At 38.4% G+C, this 20,678-nt stretch carries 22 protein-coding genes and 2 pseudogenes; all 24 read left to right on the top strand.

What is annotated here, in order from left to right; genetic code table 11:
* Window positions 1-2: 2 nt before the first annotated feature.
* Complete coding sequence (locus tag AC1TO8_RS01925; protein ID WP_482054484.1) at window positions 3-542, top strand: flagellar biosynthetic protein FliO; 540 nt, start codon at window positions 3-5, stop codon at window positions 540-542.
* Window positions 539-1,285 carry a flagellar type III secretion system pore protein FliP gene (gene fliP / locus AC1TO8_RS01920; RefSeq protein ID WP_482053921.1) on the top strand — a complete coding sequence of 249 codons (747 nt, stop codon included), beginning with the start codon at window positions 539-541 and terminating at the stop codon, window positions 1,283-1,285. Before AC1TO8_RS01925 ends, fliP begins: the two co-directional genes overlap by 4 nt.
* A 44-nt stretch (window positions 1,286-1,329) precedes the next feature.
* The gene (fliQ, locus tag AC1TO8_RS01915) at window positions 1,330-1,599 is read left to right on the top strand and encodes a flagellar biosynthesis protein FliQ (RefSeq protein WP_482053920.1); all 270 of its coding nucleotides are present in this window, start codon (window positions 1,330-1,332) and stop codon (window positions 1,597-1,599) included.
* An 11-nt stretch (window positions 1,600-1,610) separates the two neighbouring features.
* On the top strand, window positions 1,611-2,399 hold the full coding sequence (fliR, locus tag AC1TO8_RS01910) for a flagellar biosynthetic protein FliR (RefSeq protein WP_482053919.1): 789 nt from the start codon (window positions 1,611-1,613) through the stop codon (window positions 2,397-2,399).
* A gap of 5 nt (window positions 2,400-2,404) precedes the next feature.
* A complete protein-coding gene (gene flhB, locus AC1TO8_RS01905; protein WP_482054483.1) occupies window positions 2,405-3,505 on the top strand; it encodes a flagellar biosynthesis protein FlhB in 1,101 nt (366 codons plus the stop codon).
* 28 nt (window positions 3,506-3,533) lie between these two features.
* Window positions 3,534-5,567: a flagellar biosynthesis protein FlhA gene (gene flhA, locus AC1TO8_RS01900; RefSeq protein ID WP_482053918.1), complete on the top strand. Its 2,034-nt coding sequence runs from the start codon at window positions 3,534-3,536 to the stop codon at window positions 5,565-5,567.
* Window positions 5,564-6,955, top strand: a complete 1,392-nt coding sequence (flhF, locus tag AC1TO8_RS01895) for a flagellar biosynthesis GTPase FlhF (RefSeq protein WP_482053917.1) — start codon at window positions 5,564-5,566, stop codon at window positions 6,953-6,955. Before flhA ends, flhF begins: the two co-directional genes overlap by 4 nt.
* Window positions 6,952-7,851: a MinD/ParA family protein gene (locus AC1TO8_RS01890; protein WP_482053916.1), complete on the top strand. Its 900-nt coding sequence runs from the start codon at window positions 6,952-6,954 to the stop codon at window positions 7,849-7,851. Before flhF ends, AC1TO8_RS01890 begins: the two co-directional genes overlap by 4 nt.
* 36 nt (window positions 7,852-7,887) lie before the next feature.
* On the top strand, window positions 7,888-9,159 hold the full coding sequence (gene cheB, locus AC1TO8_RS01885; RefSeq protein WP_482053915.1) for a chemotaxis-specific protein-glutamate methyltransferase CheB: 1,272 nt from the start codon (window positions 7,888-7,890) through the stop codon (window positions 9,157-9,159).
* Between the two features lie 33 nt (window positions 9,160-9,192).
* A complete protein-coding gene (locus AC1TO8_RS01880) occupies window positions 9,193-11,265 on the top strand; it encodes a chemotaxis protein CheW (protein ID WP_482053914.1) in 2,073 nt (690 codons plus the stop codon).
* Window positions 11,266-11,324: 59 nt separating this feature from the next.
* Window positions 11,325-11,786, top strand: coding sequence for a chemotaxis protein CheW (locus AC1TO8_RS01875; RefSeq protein WP_482053913.1), 462 nt, complete (start codon window positions 11,325-11,327; stop codon window positions 11,784-11,786).
* Between the two features lie 2 nt (window positions 11,787-11,788).
* Window positions 11,789-12,140 (top strand): annotated as a pseudogene (locus tag AC1TO8_RS01870) (chemotaxis protein CheC); the annotation flags it as partial.
* Window positions 12,135-12,635 (top strand): annotated as a pseudogene (locus AC1TO8_RS01865) (chemotaxis protein CheC); the annotation flags it as partial. The pseudogenes AC1TO8_RS01870 and AC1TO8_RS01865, both read left to right, overlap by 6 nt.
* The gene (locus AC1TO8_RS01860; protein WP_482053912.1) at window positions 12,628-13,122 is read left to right on the top strand and encodes a chemotaxis protein CheD; all 495 of its coding nucleotides are present in this window, start codon (window positions 12,628-12,630) and stop codon (window positions 13,120-13,122) included. The pseudogene AC1TO8_RS01865 and the gene AC1TO8_RS01860, both read left to right, overlap by 8 nt.
* A gap of 2 nt (window positions 13,123-13,124) precedes the next feature.
* Complete coding sequence (locus AC1TO8_RS01855) at window positions 13,125-13,547, top strand: hypothetical protein (protein WP_482053911.1); 423 nt, start codon at window positions 13,125-13,127, stop codon at window positions 13,545-13,547.
* 14 nt (window positions 13,548-13,561) lie between these two features.
* Entirely contained in the window at window positions 13,562-14,350 is a 789-nt protein-coding gene (locus AC1TO8_RS01850; protein WP_482053910.1) for a FliA/WhiG family RNA polymerase sigma factor, read from the top strand.
* A 50-nt stretch (window positions 14,351-14,400) separates the two neighbouring features.
* Window positions 14,401-15,810, top strand: a complete 1,410-nt coding sequence (locus AC1TO8_RS01845; RefSeq protein ID WP_482053909.1) for a DUF342 domain-containing protein — start codon at window positions 14,401-14,403, stop codon at window positions 15,808-15,810.
* A gap of 68 nt (window positions 15,811-15,878) precedes the next feature.
* A complete protein-coding gene (locus AC1TO8_RS01840; RefSeq protein WP_482053908.1) occupies window positions 15,879-16,190 on the top strand; it encodes a hypothetical protein in 312 nt (103 codons plus the stop codon).
* 80 nt (window positions 16,191-16,270) lie between these two features.
* Window positions 16,271-16,831 carry a hypothetical protein gene (locus AC1TO8_RS01835; RefSeq protein ID WP_482053907.1) on the top strand — a complete coding sequence of 187 codons (561 nt, stop codon included), beginning with the start codon at window positions 16,271-16,273 and terminating at the stop codon, window positions 16,829-16,831.
* A complete protein-coding gene (locus AC1TO8_RS01830; protein WP_482053906.1) occupies window positions 16,828-17,445 on the top strand; it encodes a hypothetical protein in 618 nt (205 codons plus the stop codon). Before AC1TO8_RS01835 ends, AC1TO8_RS01830 begins: the two co-directional genes overlap by 4 nt.
* A 253-nt stretch (window positions 17,446-17,698) precedes the next feature.
* Window positions 17,699-18,397, top strand: coding sequence for a 30S ribosomal protein S2 (gene rpsB, locus AC1TO8_RS01825; RefSeq protein ID WP_482053905.1), 699 nt, complete (start codon window positions 17,699-17,701; stop codon window positions 18,395-18,397).
* Window positions 18,398-18,541: 144 nt separating this feature from the next.
* Complete coding sequence (gene tsf, locus AC1TO8_RS01820; RefSeq protein ID WP_482053904.1) at window positions 18,542-19,192, top strand: translation elongation factor Ts; 651 nt, start codon at window positions 18,542-18,544, stop codon at window positions 19,190-19,192.
* Window positions 19,193-19,324: 132 nt separating this feature from the next.
* Window positions 19,325-20,053 (top strand): UMP kinase, encoded by a 729-nt coding sequence (pyrH, locus tag AC1TO8_RS01815; RefSeq protein ID WP_482053903.1) that lies wholly within the window; start codon window positions 19,325-19,327, stop codon window positions 20,051-20,053.
* Window positions 20,053-20,607 carry a ribosome recycling factor gene (gene frr / locus AC1TO8_RS01810; RefSeq protein ID WP_482053902.1) on the top strand — a complete coding sequence of 185 codons (555 nt, stop codon included), beginning with the start codon at window positions 20,053-20,055 and terminating at the stop codon, window positions 20,605-20,607. Before pyrH ends, frr begins: the two co-directional genes overlap by 1 nt.
* The last annotated feature ends 71 nt before the right edge of the window (window positions 20,608-20,678 follow it).

The raw sequence follows: 20,678 nt of genomic DNA, 5'->3' as shown, positions 1-20,678 counted from the left end.
GAATTATGCCTAGTTCAAATGAAATTATTGATAATGTTAATGATGTGAACTATGGTTTGAATCTTCTCTATGTGATTATCGTTTTGGCAGTTATTGTCGTACTTATTGTTTTCTTAATTCGATTCTTGGGGTCTAAGAATAAATCTTGGTTCAGTAATCCAATGATTCGAATTCTTGGTGGAGTAGGTATTGGACCAAATAAAACTCTCCAAATTATCGAGTTAGGAAACAGTGTGTACTTAGTCGGTGTTGGTGAAGATATAAGCCTGATCGATAAAATTTCTGATCCAAATGAAGTTGCAACTATATTAGCGGCACTTGAGGAAGAGGCAGTAGGTAAAAGTAACTTACTGCCTCCATTTTTAAGTAGACTAATTAGTAAAGTGAGAAGGGATGAAACTCCGCAAGAAATGGAACAACAGAATGATCTTTCCTTTCATGAAGTGTTCGATTCTAAGGTTCGTCGGATGTCTAATCGAAAAGAGAAAATGGAAGAACTGCTCCGTGAGGACAATAATACAGATCGGTTGAGGGATCCATGAAAAAAAAAGTCATCTTACTTTGTTTGTTAATGGGGATTGTTAGTCTGTCGTCGGTTTCAGCAGCATTTGCTGATCCTATCAATTTTGATATTCAAATTGGTAATTCAGACGGAGCGCCTAATACAAGTTCTTTATCAATACTCCTTCTTATTACAGTTATCAGTATTGCTCCGGCAATATTGGTGTTAATGACTAGTTTTACTCGAATTATTATCGTTCTTGGTTTTGTTAGGACATCACTTGGAACACAGCAAATGCCACCGAATCAGGTGTTGGTTGGTTTAGCGTTATTCATGACATTATTTGTTATGGCACCAACGTTTTCATCAATCAATGAAGTTGCACTCCAACCTTATTTAAAAGCGGAGATTACGCAGACAGAAGCTATAAAAGAAGCTGAAGATCCAATTAAAAAGTTCATGTTCAAATATACTCGTGAAAAAGACTTGTTATTATTTATGAATTATACAAAGATGGAAAAACCGGCTACATACAGTGATATTCCTTTAACAGTATTGGTTCCTGCATTTGCAATTAGTGAGCTGAAATCGGCATTTCAAATGGGATTCTTGATTTTTATTCCATTTTTAATCATTGATATTGTTGTTGCAAGTACATTGATGGCGATGGGGATGATGATGTTACCACCGGTCATGATATCACTCCCGTTTAAGATTCTATTATTTGTTCTAGTAGATGGCTGGTACTTAGTTGTCAAATCGTTATTACTTAGTTTTAACTGATAGAACGATACAGAAGAAGTATATGCAAGTGAGGGAGGTCAGTCATGAACTCGGATTTTATTATAGGGCTGGCTGGACAAGCGATATTTACTGCGCTTAAAGTGAGTGCACCAATGTTGCTTCTGGGATTGGGAGTCGGCTTGATCGTGAGTATATTTCAAGCAACTACACAGATTCAGGAGCAAACGCTTGCCTTTGTTCCAAAGATAGTTGCTATATTGTTAGCGTTATTATTGTTCGGTCCTTGGATTTTAACGACGCTCGTAGACTTTACCTTTAACATATTAGACAATCTGCATAAATATATAGGTTAGGCTGAATGTCAATGGAACTAATTATGCAAGGTTTCCCAGTCTTTTTGCTTATTTTTTGTCGAATTACATCATTTTTTGTAGTAGCTCCAGTGTTTTCATCCAGAGGGGTACCTAATACGTTTAAGATAGGGATAGCATTTTTTGTCAGTCTATTGATCTATCTGACTTATGGCATAAATCAGACTATTGTACAAGACATGACTTATGTTTTACTCATTGTTAGTGAGGTTATGGTAGGATTGCTTCTTGGTTTTGTTGCATATTTGTTAATTACGGTTATACAGACAGCTGGTTCATTCATAGATATACAGATTGGATTCGGGATGGCCAACGTGCTAGATCCGATGACAGGTGTATCCGTACCCATGCTAGGTAATTTCAAATACATGATCGCTATGTTGCTCTTTTTAAGTATGAATGGACATTTGCAACTGATTGATGCCATTACTCAAAGTTATGAGTGGGTGCCCATATCTAATGATTTCTTTACAAAGTTATATAATGGCAGTATTTTAGAATTTTTAATAAGAACATTTAGTCAATCTTTTGTGTTAGCTTTTCAAATGGCGGCCCCATTAGTCGTAGCACTTTTTTTGACAGATGTAGGACTTGGATTTTTGGCAAGATCAGCCCCTCAATTTAATATTTTTGTTATTGGAATACCAGTGAAGATATTTCTTGGATTGGCGATGTTATTGCTGATTGTTCCTAGTTTTTCATATATATTCGGCAGTTTGTTTGAGATCATGTTCGAATCATTGCATAATTTGCTAGGAATTATTGGGAGTCAGCCAAATTGAACAGTATGGAGGAAAGTAAAGTGTCCTTTAGGTATCCTCTAGATTTACAGTTGTTCGCTGGCGAGAAAACAGAAAAAGCAACTCCAAAAAAACGTCAGGATACGCGTAAAAAGGGACAGGTTGCCAAAAGCCCAGAAGTTGCCGGTTCTGTAACACTTTTATCAGCACTTCTCTGCCTTCTTATTTTTGCTGGATATTTCAAAGACAAATTTGTGCTTTTGTATACGGATGTATTTATGAATCGCTTATCTACGGATGTTACGATTGATAATGTGATGATGGTTTTTAGAGAATACGGCATACAAATATTGATACTACTCGCTCCGCTATTTTTAACGGTTTTTATAATGGCTTTGGCAGCTAATCTTCTACAGGTCGGTTTTTTGCTATCTGGTGAAGGGCTTAAAGTTCAGTTCAATAAATTGAATCCGCTCAAAGGTCTCAAAAATATATTCTCCATGAAGTCATTAGTTGAATTTGCTAAATCCATATTCAAATTAACGATTATTGGATATCTAGTTTATAGTACTTTATGGGCTAGTAAGGTAGAAATTGCCTCGCTTTCACAAATTAACATCGAGAGTACATTGATGTTTATGTCCAAACTCACTGTGAATTTAGGTGTGAAAGTAGCTATTGCTTTATTCGTACTAGCTTTTCTGGACTATCTCTTTAAACGACATGAACATGAAAAAAGTATAAAAATGTCGAAACAAGATATTAAAGATGAGTACAAGAATATAGAAGGAGATCCATTGATTAAAGGTAAAATTAGAGAACGTCAGCGTAGGATGGCTATGCAACGTATGATGCAAGAAATTCCGAAAGCAGATGTTATTATAACGAATCCGACACACTTTGCTATCGCATTGAAATATGATGCAAGTAAGATGGAAGCTCCAACGATTATTGCCAAAGGTCAAGATTATGTAGCTCTAAGAATTAAAGAAATTGCGAAGGAACAGGGCATCATTACTATGGAAAATAAGCCTCTGGCTCGCGCACTATATCAAAGGGCAGAGATCGGAGATTTCATTCCTGCAGATTTGTTTCAAGCCGTGGCTGAAATATTGGCCTATGTATATAAATTAAAAGGTAAAACCTAATAAATGTGGGATTGGAGGAAAGAGGCCCTTGAAAATTAAAGATATCACTGTCCTAACAGGAGTCATCGGTATTGTACTTATGATGATTCTTCCAATCCCGGCGTGGTTACTTGATATTTTACTCGTTATCAATATTTCACTTGCACTTATGATCTTATTGATCTCTATGAATACTAAGGAAGCGCTAGAGTTTTCCATCTTCCCTTCGATTCTACTGATTACAACGTTATTCCGACTTGCATTGAACGTGTCAACAACCAAGTTGATTCTTACTCATGGTGAGGCGGGTAAAGTTGTTGCTACATTCGGTAGTTGGATCGCAGGTGGACAGATTGCGATTGGATTTATTGTATTCTTAATTTTAGTGGTGGTTCAATTTATTGTTATCACTAAGGGATCTGAGCGTGTTGCTGAAGTTGGTGCTAGGTTTACGCTAGATGCTATGCCAGGAAAGCAAATGAGTATTGATGCGGATTTGAATTCCGGGTTAATTAATGAGCAGCAGGCAAGAGAACGACGCAGTAAGATCGAACGTGAGGCAGATTTCTACGGTTCTATGGACGGAGCCAGTAAATTTGTCAAAGGGGATGCTATTGCCAGTATTATTATTTTGATTATCAACTTAGTAGGCGGATTTATTATTGGAATGACTATTCATGGAATGTCATTCGGTGAATCAATTTCTACATACTCTATTCTAACGATTGGTGATGGACTTGTTAGTCAAATTCCAGCTCTACTAATCTCAACAGCTGCTGGTCTTATTGTAACTCGCGCTTCATCAGATGGAAATCTAGCATCTGATTTAACGGGTCAATTATTCGCATATCCGAAGTTGATCTATATTGTAGGCGGAACGATTGCTATGCTTGGTTTCTTCACCCCTATCGATTGGATTACGACAATGCCTGTCGCGATTTTATTGATATTAGCTGCTAGGAAGATGGAACAGAATGTGACTAAGAAGCAGTTATCTGAAGAACAGATGGAAGAAGAACAACAGATTGAAGAAGTTAGAAGCCCTGAAAGTGTTATCAATCTTCTTCAGGTAGACCCTATCGAATTCGAATTTGGTTACGGTCTTATCCCTTTGGCGGACGCTCAACAAGGAGGAGATTTGCTAGATCGGATCATCATGATTCGTCGACAATGTGCACTTGAACTAGGATTGGTGGTACCTGTTATTCGAATTCGCGACAATATTCAACTAAAACCGAATGAATACATCATAAAAATTAAAGGGAATACCGTGGGTGGTGGTGAATTATTACTTAATCACTACTTAGCTATGAGTCCAGGCTATGATGATGAATCCATTTCTGGAATTGAAACTTTGGAACCTGCATTTGGTCTTCCAGCGTTGTGGATTGATGAAATTACGAAGGAACGTGCTGAGTTAGCAGGGTATACAGTAGTGGACCCCCCTTCTGTAGTAGCAACTCATTTGACAGAGTTAATTAAGAAGCATGCTCACGAATTAATTGGTCGTCAAGAGACACGGACGTTAATCGACAATTTAAGAGAAAGTTATCCTGTACTTGTCGATGAACTTATTCCTTCAGTGTTATCCGTGGGTGATATTCAAAAAGTGTTGGCTAAGTTACTTCGTGAGAAAATATCGGTGCGTGATTTAGTTACGATCTTTGAAACTCTAGCTGATTGTGGAACATACTCTAAAGATCCTGATGTCCTTACAGAGTATGTGAGGCAGTCCCTATCGCGACAAATTACGCAACAGTATTCACAAAGAGGTGAGACATTAAAAGTTATCACTGTCGGACCTACGTTGGAGAAGAAAATTTCAGATAGTGTGCAACAAACAGAGCAAGGGAGTTACCTCGCTTTGGATCCGGTATCTGCACAATCGGTTTATCAGAAAATAAATGAACAAATCAATCGATTGCTGCAATCTGGACAACAGCCTATATTCTTGACTTCGCCAACGATAAGAATGTATTTGCGTCAAGTGATCGATCGGACAATGCAGGATATACCTGTCCTTTCGTATAGTGAATTAGAACCAAATGTAGAAATACAAAGTGTCGGAGTGGTGAATCTATGAGAGTGAAACGTTACATCGTCGATCATATGCCGGAGGCCATGCAACGAATCCGTGTGGATTTAGGAAGTGACGCAGTCATTCTTAGTACAAAAGAATTAAAAGTTGGTGGAATTCTTGGAATGTTTCAGAAAAAGAAGATTGAAGTTATCGCTGCAGTGGAAAAAGAAGCTCAAATGAAGTCAAACCCGAAAATAGGCTCGAATCAGTCCGTTGGAAGAGAGAATATTGATATGAACCCTAAGGGCCTACTCGGTGTAGCTTCTCAAACTGTTGCACCAACATTAAATATTCCAGTGAGAGCAGTTCCAGAGGCATATCAAAGAACCAATGATATTCTCAAATCAGGTATGAAGACTGTTGATGTACAACAGCAAAAGAAAGATATTGATTTACCCAGGAAATATGTTGAGGAAGCAGTGGACAAGTTAGATGTTATGAAGGATACGAATCTGTCATTTCCGGTGCGGAGTCATGAAGAAGAACAAGTAAAGCCAAAGCGTGATTCGGAAGAACATCTTCTTAAGGAAATAAGAGAGATGAAATTATGGATGGCCAAAATATCACGACAATCCATGATAAAAAGAGAACTGCCAGCATCGTTGGAGAAAATACAAAATCGATTGTTGCAGCAGGAAGTTGACGAGCAATTGAGAGAAGAGTGGATGGATGCTGCGGTCGAATATTGGGAAGAAAGCGGACGTTCGCGAAGTGATGTAGAACTAGAGGATTTCATTCGTGCCAAGGCTACATCATTTCTCTCAAATCGATTTGGTGGTGGAATAAGCATAGATACGAAGATTGTTTATGTTGCAGGTCCGACTGGTGTTGGCAAGACTACCACAATTGCCAAGCTTGCGGCAGAGCAACTGTTCCGACATCATCGGAAGGTAGGATTCATTACATCGGATACTTACCGAATATCTGCTGTAGAACAACTTAGAACGTATGCATCGATTTTAAATGTACCGTTAGAGGTAGTCCAATCACCTGCTGACCTCAAACGAGCAATGGAGCGACTTGACTATTGCGATCTCATTCTAATGGACACGGCTGGAAGAAATTATCGGAATGAATTGTTGGTTTCAGAGCTTCAAAGCTTACTTACACATGAGAGTAATAGCGAAACTTACTTAGTATTGAGCCTAACGTCTAAAGCTCAAGATATGAAAAAGATTACAGAGCATTTCAGTGAATATGGTCTTGATAAAGTCATATTTACGAAGTTGGATGAGACAGGCAGTTACGGAGCTATCTTTAATTTGATCTACGACTTTCCAATTCATCTTTCTTATTTGACGAATGGACAGAATGTGCCAGAGGATTTGTTTATACCTAATGATCAAATGCTTTGTAACCTTTTGTTGGATGAGGGAGAAGAGGAGCTATGAATGACCAAGCTGACTCTTTAAGGAAACTTATTTCATTACGAGAGAAGGCGCGATCCCAAGGGAGAGTGTTGAATGCCGATGTATCAACAGCAAAGTTTATTACTGTTACTAGTGGTAAGGGAGGCGTAGGGAAGTCTAATTTCACATTAAACTTTGCACTTACATTACTTTCATTGGGAAAAAGGGTGTTAATTTTCGATGCGGATATAGGCATGGCAAACATCGATGTGTTGATGGGGACTTCTACTAAATATAACTTACATCATCTGATCCAACGTAAAAAAAGTATTCATGAGATTGTCGCAAAAGGACCTAAGGAATTGTGTTATATCTCAGGTGGTTCTGGCATGTCGGATCTCGTATCATTATCTGAACATGATATTCATTACTTTACAACTCAGATTGAACAAGTAGCGAATCAGATGGACTATATTATTTTTGATACTGGTGCAGGTCTATCTAAAGCTAATATACAATTTATTAGGGCTGCTGATGAATGTATTGTTGTGACTACGCCTGAGCCTACATCGATTACAGATGCCTATGCACTGATTAAAGTTGTTCATGGTATTGACTCAAGTGTCCCTTATCAGGTGGTTATTAACCGAGTGGACGATGAAATAGAGGCAACATTTACAGCTAATAAAATCAGATTAGCAGCAAAAAGGTTTCTGGATATCGAGATCCCGATGCTTGGGTATATAAGGGATGATTCACATGTTGTTCAAGCGGTCAAGAAACAAATCCCTTATTCTCTAGCATTTCCTAATAGTGTTGCTTCAAAAGATATTCAACGTCTTACAAAGCTTTATACCAGCACTTCTTCTGCTTCAGAAGTAGAAACTTTGACGGGAATCAAAGGATTTATGCATAAGTGGGTACAACGAACAAAATGATTTTCCTGTATTTACGGAGTGGGAGGTATGGATATAATGCAATATAAGGTCGTTGTTGTGGATGATTCTCCTTTTATGCGAAAGATTATATCTGATCTTATTGAAAGAGATTCATTATTTAAAGTTGTGGGTACCGCCACTAATGGCTTGGAGGCTTTAACGTTAGTGACGAATCTAAAACCAGATATTGTCACGATGGATGTGGAAATGCCTGAAATGAATGGTTTAGAAGCATTGAAAATCATTACTAAGGATAATCCGATCCCGGTTATTATGCTCTCAGGCATTAACGAGAATGGGTTAAGAGAGACGATACTAGCGTTAGAGTCAGGAGCATTTGACTTTATTCGAAAGCCATCTACAGTTGCCTCTAATGATATTGTTCAAGTTGGGGAAGTTCTTCTTGATAAAATGAAGGCAGCTATGGAGACTATAGAAAGAAGAGTTGCTAGGAAGACAGAAGAACTTGTGAAATCTGAGAAAAAGGTAGAGCTAAAAAAGAAACTAGAACCAGTAAAAAAGGTGAATTTGCTACCTAGGAATATAGTATCTCGCAAGAAAGAAGTTTTGCCGAAAACGAATATGAACGCTAATCAAGCAACACGTAATGGTATACTAGATAGTAAGATCACAGATGATAAATTGGCTAATTCAACCAAGGCGAAGAAGCCAACTGTGAAGAAACCTATGCCTACTAAACCAATGTTGGAAGTTGAGAGTGATACAAGTAAATTCCAACATGTAGTCGCTATTGGCTGTTCAACTGGTGGACCTAGAGCATTAAAGGCAGTATTGGAGCAAATGCCTGGAGATTTTCCAGCACCCGTAGTGATCGTACAACATATGCCACCCAAATTCACGAAATCACTTGCACAAAGGCTGAATACTTTCAGTGCTCTTGAAATAGTGGAAGGGGAGCATGGTATGGTTCTAAATAGAGGGTATGCGTATATTGCACCTGGTGGTTACCAAATGAAGATTGAGCGATCGTCGGTTGGCCATTATGAAATATGTTTAACTGAGGAAGAGCCATGTAATGGACATCGGCCTTCTGTAGAAGTGCTTTTTGACTCACTACTTCCATTTACAATGCTGAAACGCCATGTGATTCTATTGACGGGTATGGGAAGTGATGGTGCACAAGCAATGAAAAGATTGTATGAATCAGGTGTAAGGAATACCTATGCTGAAAGTGAAGAAACTTCTGTTGTTTACGGTATGCCAAGGTCTGCAGTGGAACTGAGTTGTGTCAAACATATTTTACCGCTTCAGGAAATTCCACTTAAGCTTATTCAAACACTGAAATAAAGGAAAGTGAACTCATAAGGGAGGTGCATCTCAATGGACATGAATCAATATTTATCAATGTTTATTGATGAGTCGAATGATCATTTACAATCGTTAAATGAAAAGATGCTTGAATTGGAAACTAGTCCAAATGATTTGAGTATTGTTCAAGTTATTTTTAGATCGGCACATACACTTAAAGGAATGGCAGCAACAATGGGCTATGAGGACCTAGCCTCACTTACACATCAGATGGAAAATGTTCTCGATTTAGTTCGTAATGAAAAGCTTGCAATGAAAGATTTTATATTTGATACCCTTTTCAAAAGTTTGGATGCCCTTGAATCTATGGTCGAGGATATTACCAATGGGGGAACCGGGAAATCTGATGTATCTGCCATAGTAATTTCATTACAGGCTATTGTACGTGGAGAGACGCTAGCCCAATCGAATGTGGAGGTAGTTGGATCAACATCCAATATATCTCAATCCGTTCACTTGGACGAGTATCAATACTCTGTTTTGGATCAATCGATTGCAGAAGGTCATCGAGTACTTTATTTGGAAGTGTTCATTCGTGAAGATTGCCAATTGAAAGCTGTACGGGCCTATATGGCATTTGATTTATTGGAGGGGCATGGTGAAGTGATTAAATCACAGCCTTCCGTACAAGATATTGAACAAGAGAAATTTGATTGCAGCTTTTCACTTTATTACATAACACAAAAAAGCGCAGAAGAAATAGAACGAATGATATTGAACCTATCGGAGATTGATAGGGTCAGCGTTGTTGCACTGGATCAAGAGTCTTTGAAATTAATGGGAGATGTCAATCATTCAGCTAGAGAGACTGCGGTAACTGTTGAACTCGAAGAGACTTCTGTTATTGAAGAAACGGCAATTCAATCTACGCAGACATTGGTAGAATCCACCAGAACTGTCGCTAAAGAGGTTAATAAACCAAGTAACAATACTCCGTCACGAACCATCCGTGTTGATATTGAGCGTCTTGATGTTCTTATGAATTTATTTAGTGAGTTACTGATTGACCGTGTCCGGTTGGAGCAATTGGCCAGTGAAGCACAAAATCATGACTTAACAGAAACAGTTGAGCATCTTAGCCGCGTGAGTTCTGACCTTCAGAGTATTGTATTGAAGCTTAGAATGGTACCCGTGGATACTGTGTTTAATCGCTTTCCACGGATGGTGCGTGATTTAGCTAAATCATTGGATAAGAAGATTGATTTAGTGATAACAGGGGCTGATACGGAGCTAGATCGGACCGTTATTGATGAAATTGGGGATCCTCTTGTGCATTTGCTGCGAAATGCGGTTGATCATGGTATTGAACCTATTTCCGATCGACTCGCCGTTGGCAAGTCGGAGACTGGAACAGTAAATTTACGAGCGTTTCATAGTGGGAATCATGTATTTATTGAGATCCAAGAGGATGGACGAGGCATTAATCGTGAGAATGTTCTCAAATCGGCTATTAAGAAAGGTGTTGTAACGGCAGAACAAGGAGCGGCGATGGCCGATGAAGAAGTTTATCAGCTTTTATTTGCTCCTGGATTTAGTACAGCTGAGGTCATTTCTGATGTTTCAGGGCGTGGCGTTGGTCTGGATGTTGTGAAGTCCAAAATTACTGCCCTCGGTGGGAATGTCACCATTCATTCAATTCCGGGAAAAGGAACCAACTTTTCAGTTCAATTACCGTTAACGTTATCTATCATTTCTGCAATGCTTGTTCAATTAGGATCAGAAAAATATGCTATTCCTCTTACATCTATTGTAGAGACAGGCATCATTAAAAAGAATCAAATTCGAACAGTTCATGGAAATAAGATGATAGAGTTTCGTGGTAGTCATATTCCATTGATATCCCTATCTAAATTATTTGATATAGCTGATTTCGACGAGAGTGAAGAAGATGAGACTGAAATTATCGTTATTCGAAAAGGGGACCGGTTGGCTGCTCTAACAATTGAAGAATTTATAGGGCAAAATGAGATTGTCTTAAAAAGTCTAGGTAAATACCTACCACAGATTAAAGGTGTTTCAGGTGCAACTATTCTTGGAGATGGACAAGTTGCTTTAATTATAGATCCAAACGCATTCATTAAATAATGAATATGCCGCAAACACACTCGATATAGTGAATAGAAATTTAATAGGAGGTTATTGAAATGGGAGAAGATATTAAAGTCATTGTATTTAAATTAGGAAGCGAAGAGTATGGCATCGAAGTAGAAAAGGTTCAGACGATTGAGCGCATGCTACCTATTACACGTGTTCCAAAAACATTCCATTTTGTAAAAGGTGTTATTAATTTACGTGGTGTTATTATTCCTATTATTGACTTACGTGGTCGATTTAGCCTTCCACTTATTGAATATACTGAAAATACACGTATTATTATTGTAGATGTAAATGATATGGAAGTAGGATTTATTGTCGATTCAGCAAATGATGTTATCGATCTGAATACAGATCAAATTGCAAATCCACCTGAAGTTGTAGGGGGGATTAAAGCTAAATATTTGCAAGGTGTTGCAAAAATCAATGATGAGCGTCTTTTGATTATGCTTAACCTTTCTGAAGTGTTGAATAAAAGTGAAATTATTCAATTGGAAAGTATAGAGGAATAGAGATGGAGGTCTTTAAGCATTTTAAAGAATTTAAAATGGATGTCCTTAAAGAAATAGGAAATATTGGTGCGGGGAATGCGGCTACCGCACTTTCCTGCTTGCTCAATAAGCCGATTGATATGGCAGTTCCTAAAGTTGAAATTCTGAGATTTGAAGAGGTATCAGATGTAGTTGGAGGAGCAGAGCAAGTCGTTGTGGCAATATACTTCAGGGTTGAAGGTGATGTGCCCGGAAATTTATTCTTCATCTTAACTGTTGAGTCAGCGAAAAGTCTGTTGAGACGTCTAGCAGGAATTGATGTGACTGAAGATGACTACTTCAATGAAATGGAACTATCTGCACTAAATNCCTAAAGTTGAAATTCTGAGATTTGAAGAGGTATCAGATGTAGTTGGAGGAGCAGAGCAAGTCGTTGTGGCAATATACTTCAGGGTTGAAGGTGATGTGTCCGGAAATTTATTCTTCATCTTAACTGTTGAGTCAGCGAAAAGTCTGTTGAGACGTCTAGCAGGAATTGATGTGACTGAAGATGACTACTTCAATGAAATGGAACTATCTGCACTAAATGAGATTGGCAATATATTGTCGGGTTCATATCTTTCTTCCCTTGCTGATTTCACGAAACTATCGATGTATCCGACAGTTCCTTCGTTAGCGATTGATATGGCGGGAGCCATATTGAGTTATGGACTTCTGCAACACGGTGAAATGGGAGATGATGCGCTTCTAATTGACACAAAGTTTGTGGAGTGTAATGAAGAGGTTGATGGTCAGTTCTTTCTTATACCCGACCCAGAATCTTTTATAAAAATATTCAAATCATTAGGAGTGCCTCTCGGAAATGATTGATCAAAAAGTTGTGAAGGTGTCTATGGCTGATTTAAAGGTCATTCAACAAACTGGACTTATCCGTACTTCCGGTTTAGGTTCTTGTGTAGGGCTTACAATGTATGATTCAGTGCTTCGTTTTGCAGGAATGGCACATGTTATGTTACCTGACTCTTCCATTGCGCGAGATGGCGAATTGAATGTTGCTAAATATGCAGATACGGCTTTACCTAGGTTATTAGATGAATTACTTAAACTAGGCTCGAAAAAATCGAATCTTGTTGCAAAGATGGCTGGTGGTTCACAAATGTTTGCTTTTGGTGGAAATAACGACACAATGAGAATTGGACCAAGAAATACAGAATCGTGCAAAGCTAAATTGAAAGAACTGGGCATTCCACTTATTGGACAGGACACTGGCGGAAACTTTGGTAGAACCATTGAACTTGATTGTAGTACAGGAATATTATACATCCGTAGTGTACAAATGGGTGCAAAGGAATTGTAGCGATGATAGAGAAAATACGGTTTAATTTATTACTTGGTGTGTTGGGGTTTATAATTACCTTTCTATTTTCTTTTATAAATAATCTTTTTTTGACAAGTGTTATAAGAGCTTTGGGTGCTTTTGCGATATGGTTTGTGTTAGCGATTGTGTTTAGATGGGTACTAAGTGTAATGACTTCACAACCTGATGATGAGTCGTGGGGAGAGAAAGAAGCAGATTCAGAATTAGTGAGTGATCAACGGGGAGCTCGATTTGATTTAACTTTAGCGAATGATACTGAAGAATTAAATGATCTGTTACAACCGAATCCTGAATTATCTAATGAGAGCGACCTTGGATTTACACCGCTGAATCCACCGAAATTTGTTTCTGCGCAAGATCCTGAACAATTGGCTAAGGCGGTTCGTCACCTGACAGAAAAATAAGGGGGTGAGATCACTTGAATGAGCAGAAAGTTTCTAAATTGAATCATCTAGAACTATGGGAATTGTGGAAAGAGTATGGTAATATTGAAGCTAAAAAGAAGCTTGTTGAAAATTATTTGCATATTGTAGATTATGTTTCAAGTCGTGTGGCTATTGGTCTTCCTAAAAATATTTCTAAAGACGATTTGGTTAGTAATGGAGTAATGGGTTTGATTGATGCTATCGATAAATTTGATTATAAACGGGGTTTTCAATTTGAAACCTACGGCTCATGGCGTGTCCGTGGAGCGATTCTGGATTCGTTACGCCAGGGTGATTGGGTACCACGTTCCGTCCGGGAAAAAGCTAAGAAGATTGAAGAAGCTTTTCAACATTTGGAACAAAGTCATCTTCGTTCTGTAAATGATTCGGAGATGAGCGAATACTTAGGAATAACTGAAAAAGAATATCATAATATGTTGCAGGAAGTAGCAGTTATGACATTGTGTTCACTAGAAGATCCAATTCGAGAGGAAGAATCGGAGACTCGTTTAAGCATGTTGATTGATGAGAATGCGGAGAACCCCGAGCATAAGGTTAATGAATTTTATTTGAAGGAAGCATTAGTAAAAGGGATTGAAAAACTTACTGAAAAGGAACGTACAGTGGTATCACTTCTATATTTTGATGATCTATCACTTAGTGAAATCGCCGAAGTGATGTCTCTTTCGCCTTCCCGAATCTCGCAACTTCACTCTAAAGCAATACTTAGACTGAGAGGGACATTGGAGAAGAATAGAGAATTATTAATGGGTAGTCGCTAAAGAGCTTTTGTTAATCGCAATAGATTAATGCATTTAAGGAGGGGTCAAGATTGACGGATCGTATTTCGCTTGGATCGTATTTAACTGTATCTATTTCTGACGATAAAACTATTGCATACCTTCAGTTCTCAAAACAAGATGAAAAATTCAAATGCACAATAGAAGAACTTGAACAGTTCATTCAACATCAGCGTGTTAAGTACGGCATTGACCGTAATATACTCCAACAAATTGTAGATCTCCCTGAGCGATTTGCTATAGTTAGAACACCTGTTGCTTATGGCGAGAAACCAATTGACGGGATCGATGGTCAAATTGAGGTTCTACTAAAAGTATCTGATGAAAGAGATCTTAAAGATCCGGAAAAAGATCAAGGGAAAGTGGATCATAAGGAAGTACACAATCTCAACAACGTACGTAAAGGTCAGATTATTGCGAAACGAACAGCTCCTGACCTTGGTAAGAATGGAACTTCAGTTACGGGTGAAGTCATTGCATTCAAACCAGGTAAAGATATTAAATTTAAAACAGGCAAAAATGTCATTGTGAATGGAGATCAAACGGCACTTTATGCTGCTCTTGATGGAATGATTACTATTACTGAGAAGATAAAAATTAATGTGTTCCCTATATATGAAGTGAATGGGGATGTGGATTATGGTATTGGGAATATTGATTTTGTTGGGAGCGTTATCATTCGTGGTAATGTATTAAGTGGGTTTAGAGTTAAAGCGTTAGGAGATATTCGTGTCATCGGTGGCGTTGAGGGTGCGGAGCTTGATGCTGAAGGGTCCATTGAAATCTCGAGTGGGATCATTGGTTACAACAAGGGATATGTAAAGGCTGGACACAATGTGAAAAGTTCCTTTATTCAGGAAGGTCATGTTACTGCAGGAGAAGATGTAATTGTTTCTCAAAGTATTATGCATTCTAATATAAGAGCTGGGAAAAATGTGATCTGTAATGGAACCAAAGGTCTAATAGTAGGTGGAAGTATTCAAGCAGGTGAGAGAGTTATTGCTCGGACTGTAGGAAATTCAATGTCTACTGTTACTAATATTGAAGTAGGCGTCGTACCTGCGTTAAGAAATGAACTTGCAGATCTACGAAATCAACTCAAATTACAAATGGATCAATCAGAAAAAACGGAGAAGGCATTGAATCTGTTGAATTTGCTGGCGTCTCAAGGACAATTAGCACCTGATAAAGTAGGTATGCGTATTAAGCTGAATGTAACCCAGAAGTCTCAGATCATTGTACTAGCTCAAACAAAAGAACGGATTCTGGAGATTGAAAAGTCTCTTGAAGATACGAATAGAGCTCGAGTGGATATTATTAGAACGATTTATGGTGGCTCAAAAATTGTCATTGGAAGATATACTCGATTCGTCAAGGATACCTCTGAACGAGTCTCCTTTTATTATTCTGATGGAGATATTTCAATGATTCCATACATATAGTGGACTTTCAGTGGAAATGAAGAAGTTGTTGTATTCCATTACTATAGAATGAGGTGGATATCGTGAGTATGAAATCGGTAGAATTGCAAATTGCTGTGCCGAGGACCCATGAAGCAGGGAAAGTACAAAACGAGATGCAACAGAGATCTGCCCAAGAACAATCCTTTTTGACAAATCAACAAATTAAAGAAAGTCGTGCAATGCAACAACGCAGCAATAGCGTTGATGAAACGGAGAATTCCATTATACGTGATGGAGGGAAACAGAAACAATCATCAGCTAATAATGAGCACTCCCAATCGGATCAACAAGAACTGCAATCTGAACAGCATCTAGCTGAGCATCCATACAAGGGGCATCATATTGATCTGTCTCTTTAAAAAATGCCGGATTGAATAGATTATTAGTGCGTGTTCAAAAGATGACTTTTTGAACAACCTCATTAAGGAGACTAGACGCTTTGGAACCATGGATTATTATTATTATGTTAGGGGTTGCGGCATTGATTTATGCATTAATGCTTCCCAGAAAAAAGGTAGACAAGCCATCTTCAGATTTAATGATCAAAGAAGTAGAATCGACTTTAGAGCAGTATATGGCGGATATCGAAGCAGAAAACGACACATTGGTTGAACTTGTTAGTCAAATGAAAAAAGAAATAGCGATTAGGCAGACGGTGTTGGAAGAAAGTCTGAGTGAGACGCAACAGAGATTATTATATGTAGAACAACAGTCAACGGAATATGAAATACGTCTGACAGAGTTCGAGCAAGAAAAGACTCTTCGTACGACTACTCTAACTGAAACGCAAAGCATGTCTTCGGATGCCACCGAGGTGTCTGAAATAGCACAATCTGTTGAAATGTCTGAACCAGTGAATTCTATCAAACAACGTTATTCTGAAGTCTTCGAATTACATGAGCAAGGGAAATCGATTGATGTCATTGGTAAGTTAATAGGAATACAACGCGGCGAGGTTCAACTTATTCTACAACTGGCGAAACAGGAGGGGACACGATGATGAGGAGTCGTTCATTCATGAGCGGGTTAGGCGTTGGCCTTATCATTGGTGCAGCTTTACTTCAGTTGATGATCGTTGGTGAGAAGCAAGCCACATTAATAAATACACAATCTGACGCAATATTAACTAGAGAACAATTAGAAGAGATGGCGGAATCGTTAGATTTAAAGGTTGTTGAATCATCAGAACAATTACTGACAGATGAAGAATGGAAGCAACGAAAGCTTGAAGAAAGCACTAATCTACAAGGGAATGGTATTGAGTTACCGAATCAGAGTGAACCAGCGGTTACCCCTGTTGAACCTTCAACTCCAGTAGAACCCAAGGGAACGAGTAATGAGCATTCGACTTCCGATATGCAATCACCTAAGGAACCGCTCGTAGAACCTGCGAAGGCGGTGACCGTTAATTATAAGATTGTAAACGGAGAAAATCTGACAGATGTGGCGGTGGGCCTAGAAAAGGTAGGCGTAATATCGAATAGGAACCAGTTTATTAAAGAGGCTTCGAAACAAAAAATAAATACTAAGATTCGAGTAGGGAATTATACTTTCACTAAAGGGGAAAGCTATGATTCTATTATATCTAAAATTCGAATAGAAACGTCTCGCTAATGGTTATAAAGTAGCGGGCGTTTTTTTGAAAATAGTAGAAAATATCAGTTTCATTTGATGCTCTATTGCTTATAAATAACCTTAATGGATATACTATTGCAACGTTATAAAAATTATGGTATATTAGTTGACGGTGTTAAAAACACACGCCAAGTGATTCCTATGAGGGTGCTTTCTTATTTGAATAGAAAGTCTTAAAGGGAAATGATCGTTGGCGGAGGACAAAAAAACCAATAATAGGAGGTGCGTGAAGATGGGAGTAATATCCATGAAGCAACTTTTGGAAGCAGGCGTACATTTTGGTCACCAAACTCGCCGCTGGAACCCAAAGATGGATCGTTATATCTTCACAGAAAGAAACGGAATTTACATTATTGACTTGCAAAAGACAGTTAAAAAGGTGGAAGAAGCTTATAACTTCGTTAAAAGCATTGGCGATGAGAATGGAACCATTCTATTCGTAGGAACGAAGAAACAAGCACAAGATTCCGTGAAAGAAGAAGCTGAACGTTGTGGAATGTACTACATTAATCAACGTTGGTTGGGCGGAACTCTTACAAACTTCGAAACGATTCAAAAACGTATTAATCGTTTGAAGGAACTTGAGAAATGGGAAGAAGACGGAACATTTGATGTTCTACCTAAAAAGGAAGTTATCCTTCTCCGTAAAGAGAAAGATCGTCTTGATAAATTCCTAGGCGGTATCAAGAATATGAAAGGCCTTCCTAGTGCCCTATTCATTATTGATCCTCGCAAAGAACGTATTGCGGTTGCAGAAGCTCGTAAATTGGGTATTCCAATCGTAGGTATCGTAGATACTAACTGTGATCCAGACGAAATTGATTATGTCATTCCTGGTAATGACGACGCTATTCGTGCTGTTAAACTCTTGACTGGTAAAATGGCTGATGCCATTGTAGAAGCTCATCAAGGCGAAGAAACAACAGCCTAATATCGATTAGGTAATTCATATAAAATGAATTAAAATGAAAAGGGTGGTTGGTAGGTGGATAACCTCTCACTACCCTTTTTTTAAAATAATGATGAATATAAACGATTTGTGATATTAATAATAATATATTGGAGGGTGTAATCAATGGCAGTTAATGCTAGTGCAGTGAAGGAACTTCGTGAAAGAACAGGATCAGGAATTTTGGATTGTAAAAAGGCTCTCGATGAAACAAATGGCGATGTCGAAAAGGCAATTGAATTTCTGCGTGAAAAGGGATTGGCAGCTAGTGCTAATAAAGCAGGACGTATTGCTACTGAAGGTACTGTAGAATCATATATCCATGCTGGTGGTAAAATTGGTGTCCTTGTAGAAATTAACTGTGAAACGGATTTTGTAGGAAAAACGGATCAATTCAAAGAATTCGCTCGCGATATCGCTATGCAGATTGCTGCTACAAACCCACGTTATGTTCGTCGTGAAGAAGTGCCGCAAGAAGATGTTGAGAAAGAAAAGGAAATCTTGAAGGCACAAGCTTTGAATGAAGGTAAGCCAGAGAAAATCGTTGATAAGATGGTTGAAGGCCGTATCAGCAAATACTATGAAGAGTATTGCTTGATGGAACAATCTTACATCAAAGATCCAGACAAAACGATTGCAGCTATATTAAATGAAAAAGTTAATACAATTGGTGAAAACATTACAATTCGTCGTTTTGCTCGTTTTGAACTTGGTGAAGGTTTGGAGAAGAAAGTAGATAACTTCGTAGAAGAAGTAATGGCACAAGTTAAACAATAATAAATAGTTTCATTTGATGTTATAATAATAGTCATAATGAAGAATGGAACACGTAGTGTTCCTTCTTTTTTAACAATAGAATTGCAGCGTGGCGCCGACTTTATAGCGCTTTCTCAAAGTGGGAGGTTAACATTGGAAAAGCCAGTATTTAAAAGAGTAGTCTTAAAAGTCAGTGGAGAGTCTCTCGCAGGTCCAAATGGGTATGGCATTGATGCTATAACGATAGTTTCTATCGCAGAACAAATTAAAGAAGTAGTGGAACTTGGTGTTGAAGTGGCAATTGTATGTGGTGGTGGTAACATCTGGCGTGGAATTGCTGGAAGCGCCAATGGCATCGATCGGGCTACTGCCGATTATATGGGGATGCTAGCAACGGTAATGAATTCATTGGCACTACAGGATGCATTAGAGCAAATCAATGTGCCTACACGGGTTCAGACATCTATCGCGATGCAACAAATTGCTGAACCTTATATCCGACGTAGAGCTATACGTCATTTGGAAAAGGGTCGGGTTGTTATTTTTGCTGCAGGAACAGGGAATCCGTTCTTCTCTACAGATACAACAGCTGCATTACGTGCAGCGGAGATTGAAGCGGAAGTTATCTTAATGGCGAAGAACAAAGTAGATGGCGTATATTCAGCAGATCCTTTCAAAGACAATACAGCTGAGAAATTTGAGCAGTTAACCTATATGGATGTGCTCAATAAAAACTTAGGTGTTATGGACTCCACAGCATCATCTCTATGTATGGACAATAATATTCCGCTTATCGTATTTGCAATTACGGAGTTAGGAAACATAAAACGTGTCGTATTAGGTGAGAAAATAGGAACCATTGTTAAAGGGAGTGTAGACTAATGCCACAAACTATTAAAAAAAGCGGTGAAGATCGGATGGAGAAAGCGATTGGCGCTCTAAAGCGTGATCTTTCTTCATTGCGTGCAGGTCGTGCTACACCTGCATTGCTTGATCGCATTCAAGTGGAATATTATGGGGCGCCGACGCCTCTTAGTCAATTAGCTAACATTAGTACACCAGATTCTCGTACTTTGATGATTCAACCTTGGGATAAATCGTCATTATCTGATATAGAACGAGCTATTTCGAAGTCGGATCTTGGAATAACACCATCTAATGATGGTTCACTAATTCGTCTGTCTATACCAGTACTAACAGAAGAACGTCGTATCGAACTTGTAAAAACGACGAAAAAGTTTGGTGAAGAGGCAAAGGTAGCCGTTCGTAATATACGTCGCGATGCTAATGATGATATCAAGAAATTAGAAAAGACTGATATTTCCGAAGATGAATCTCGTAGACATCAAGAAGATATTCAAAAGATGACGGATAAATATATTGCCGAAGTCGACAAAGTTCTCTTGACAAAAGAAAAAGAGATCATGGACGTATAAGAGACTTATGGCCCCTCCTTTTATGGTGGGGTTTGTCTATTTATAAAATAATGTCTTCAACTTGCAGAAAG

The organism is Paenibacillus sp. Y859, from assembly GCF_056786405.1.
Note: the sequence above shows the minus strand (reverse complement) of the source record. Positions and strands in the feature narration are given on the sequence as shown.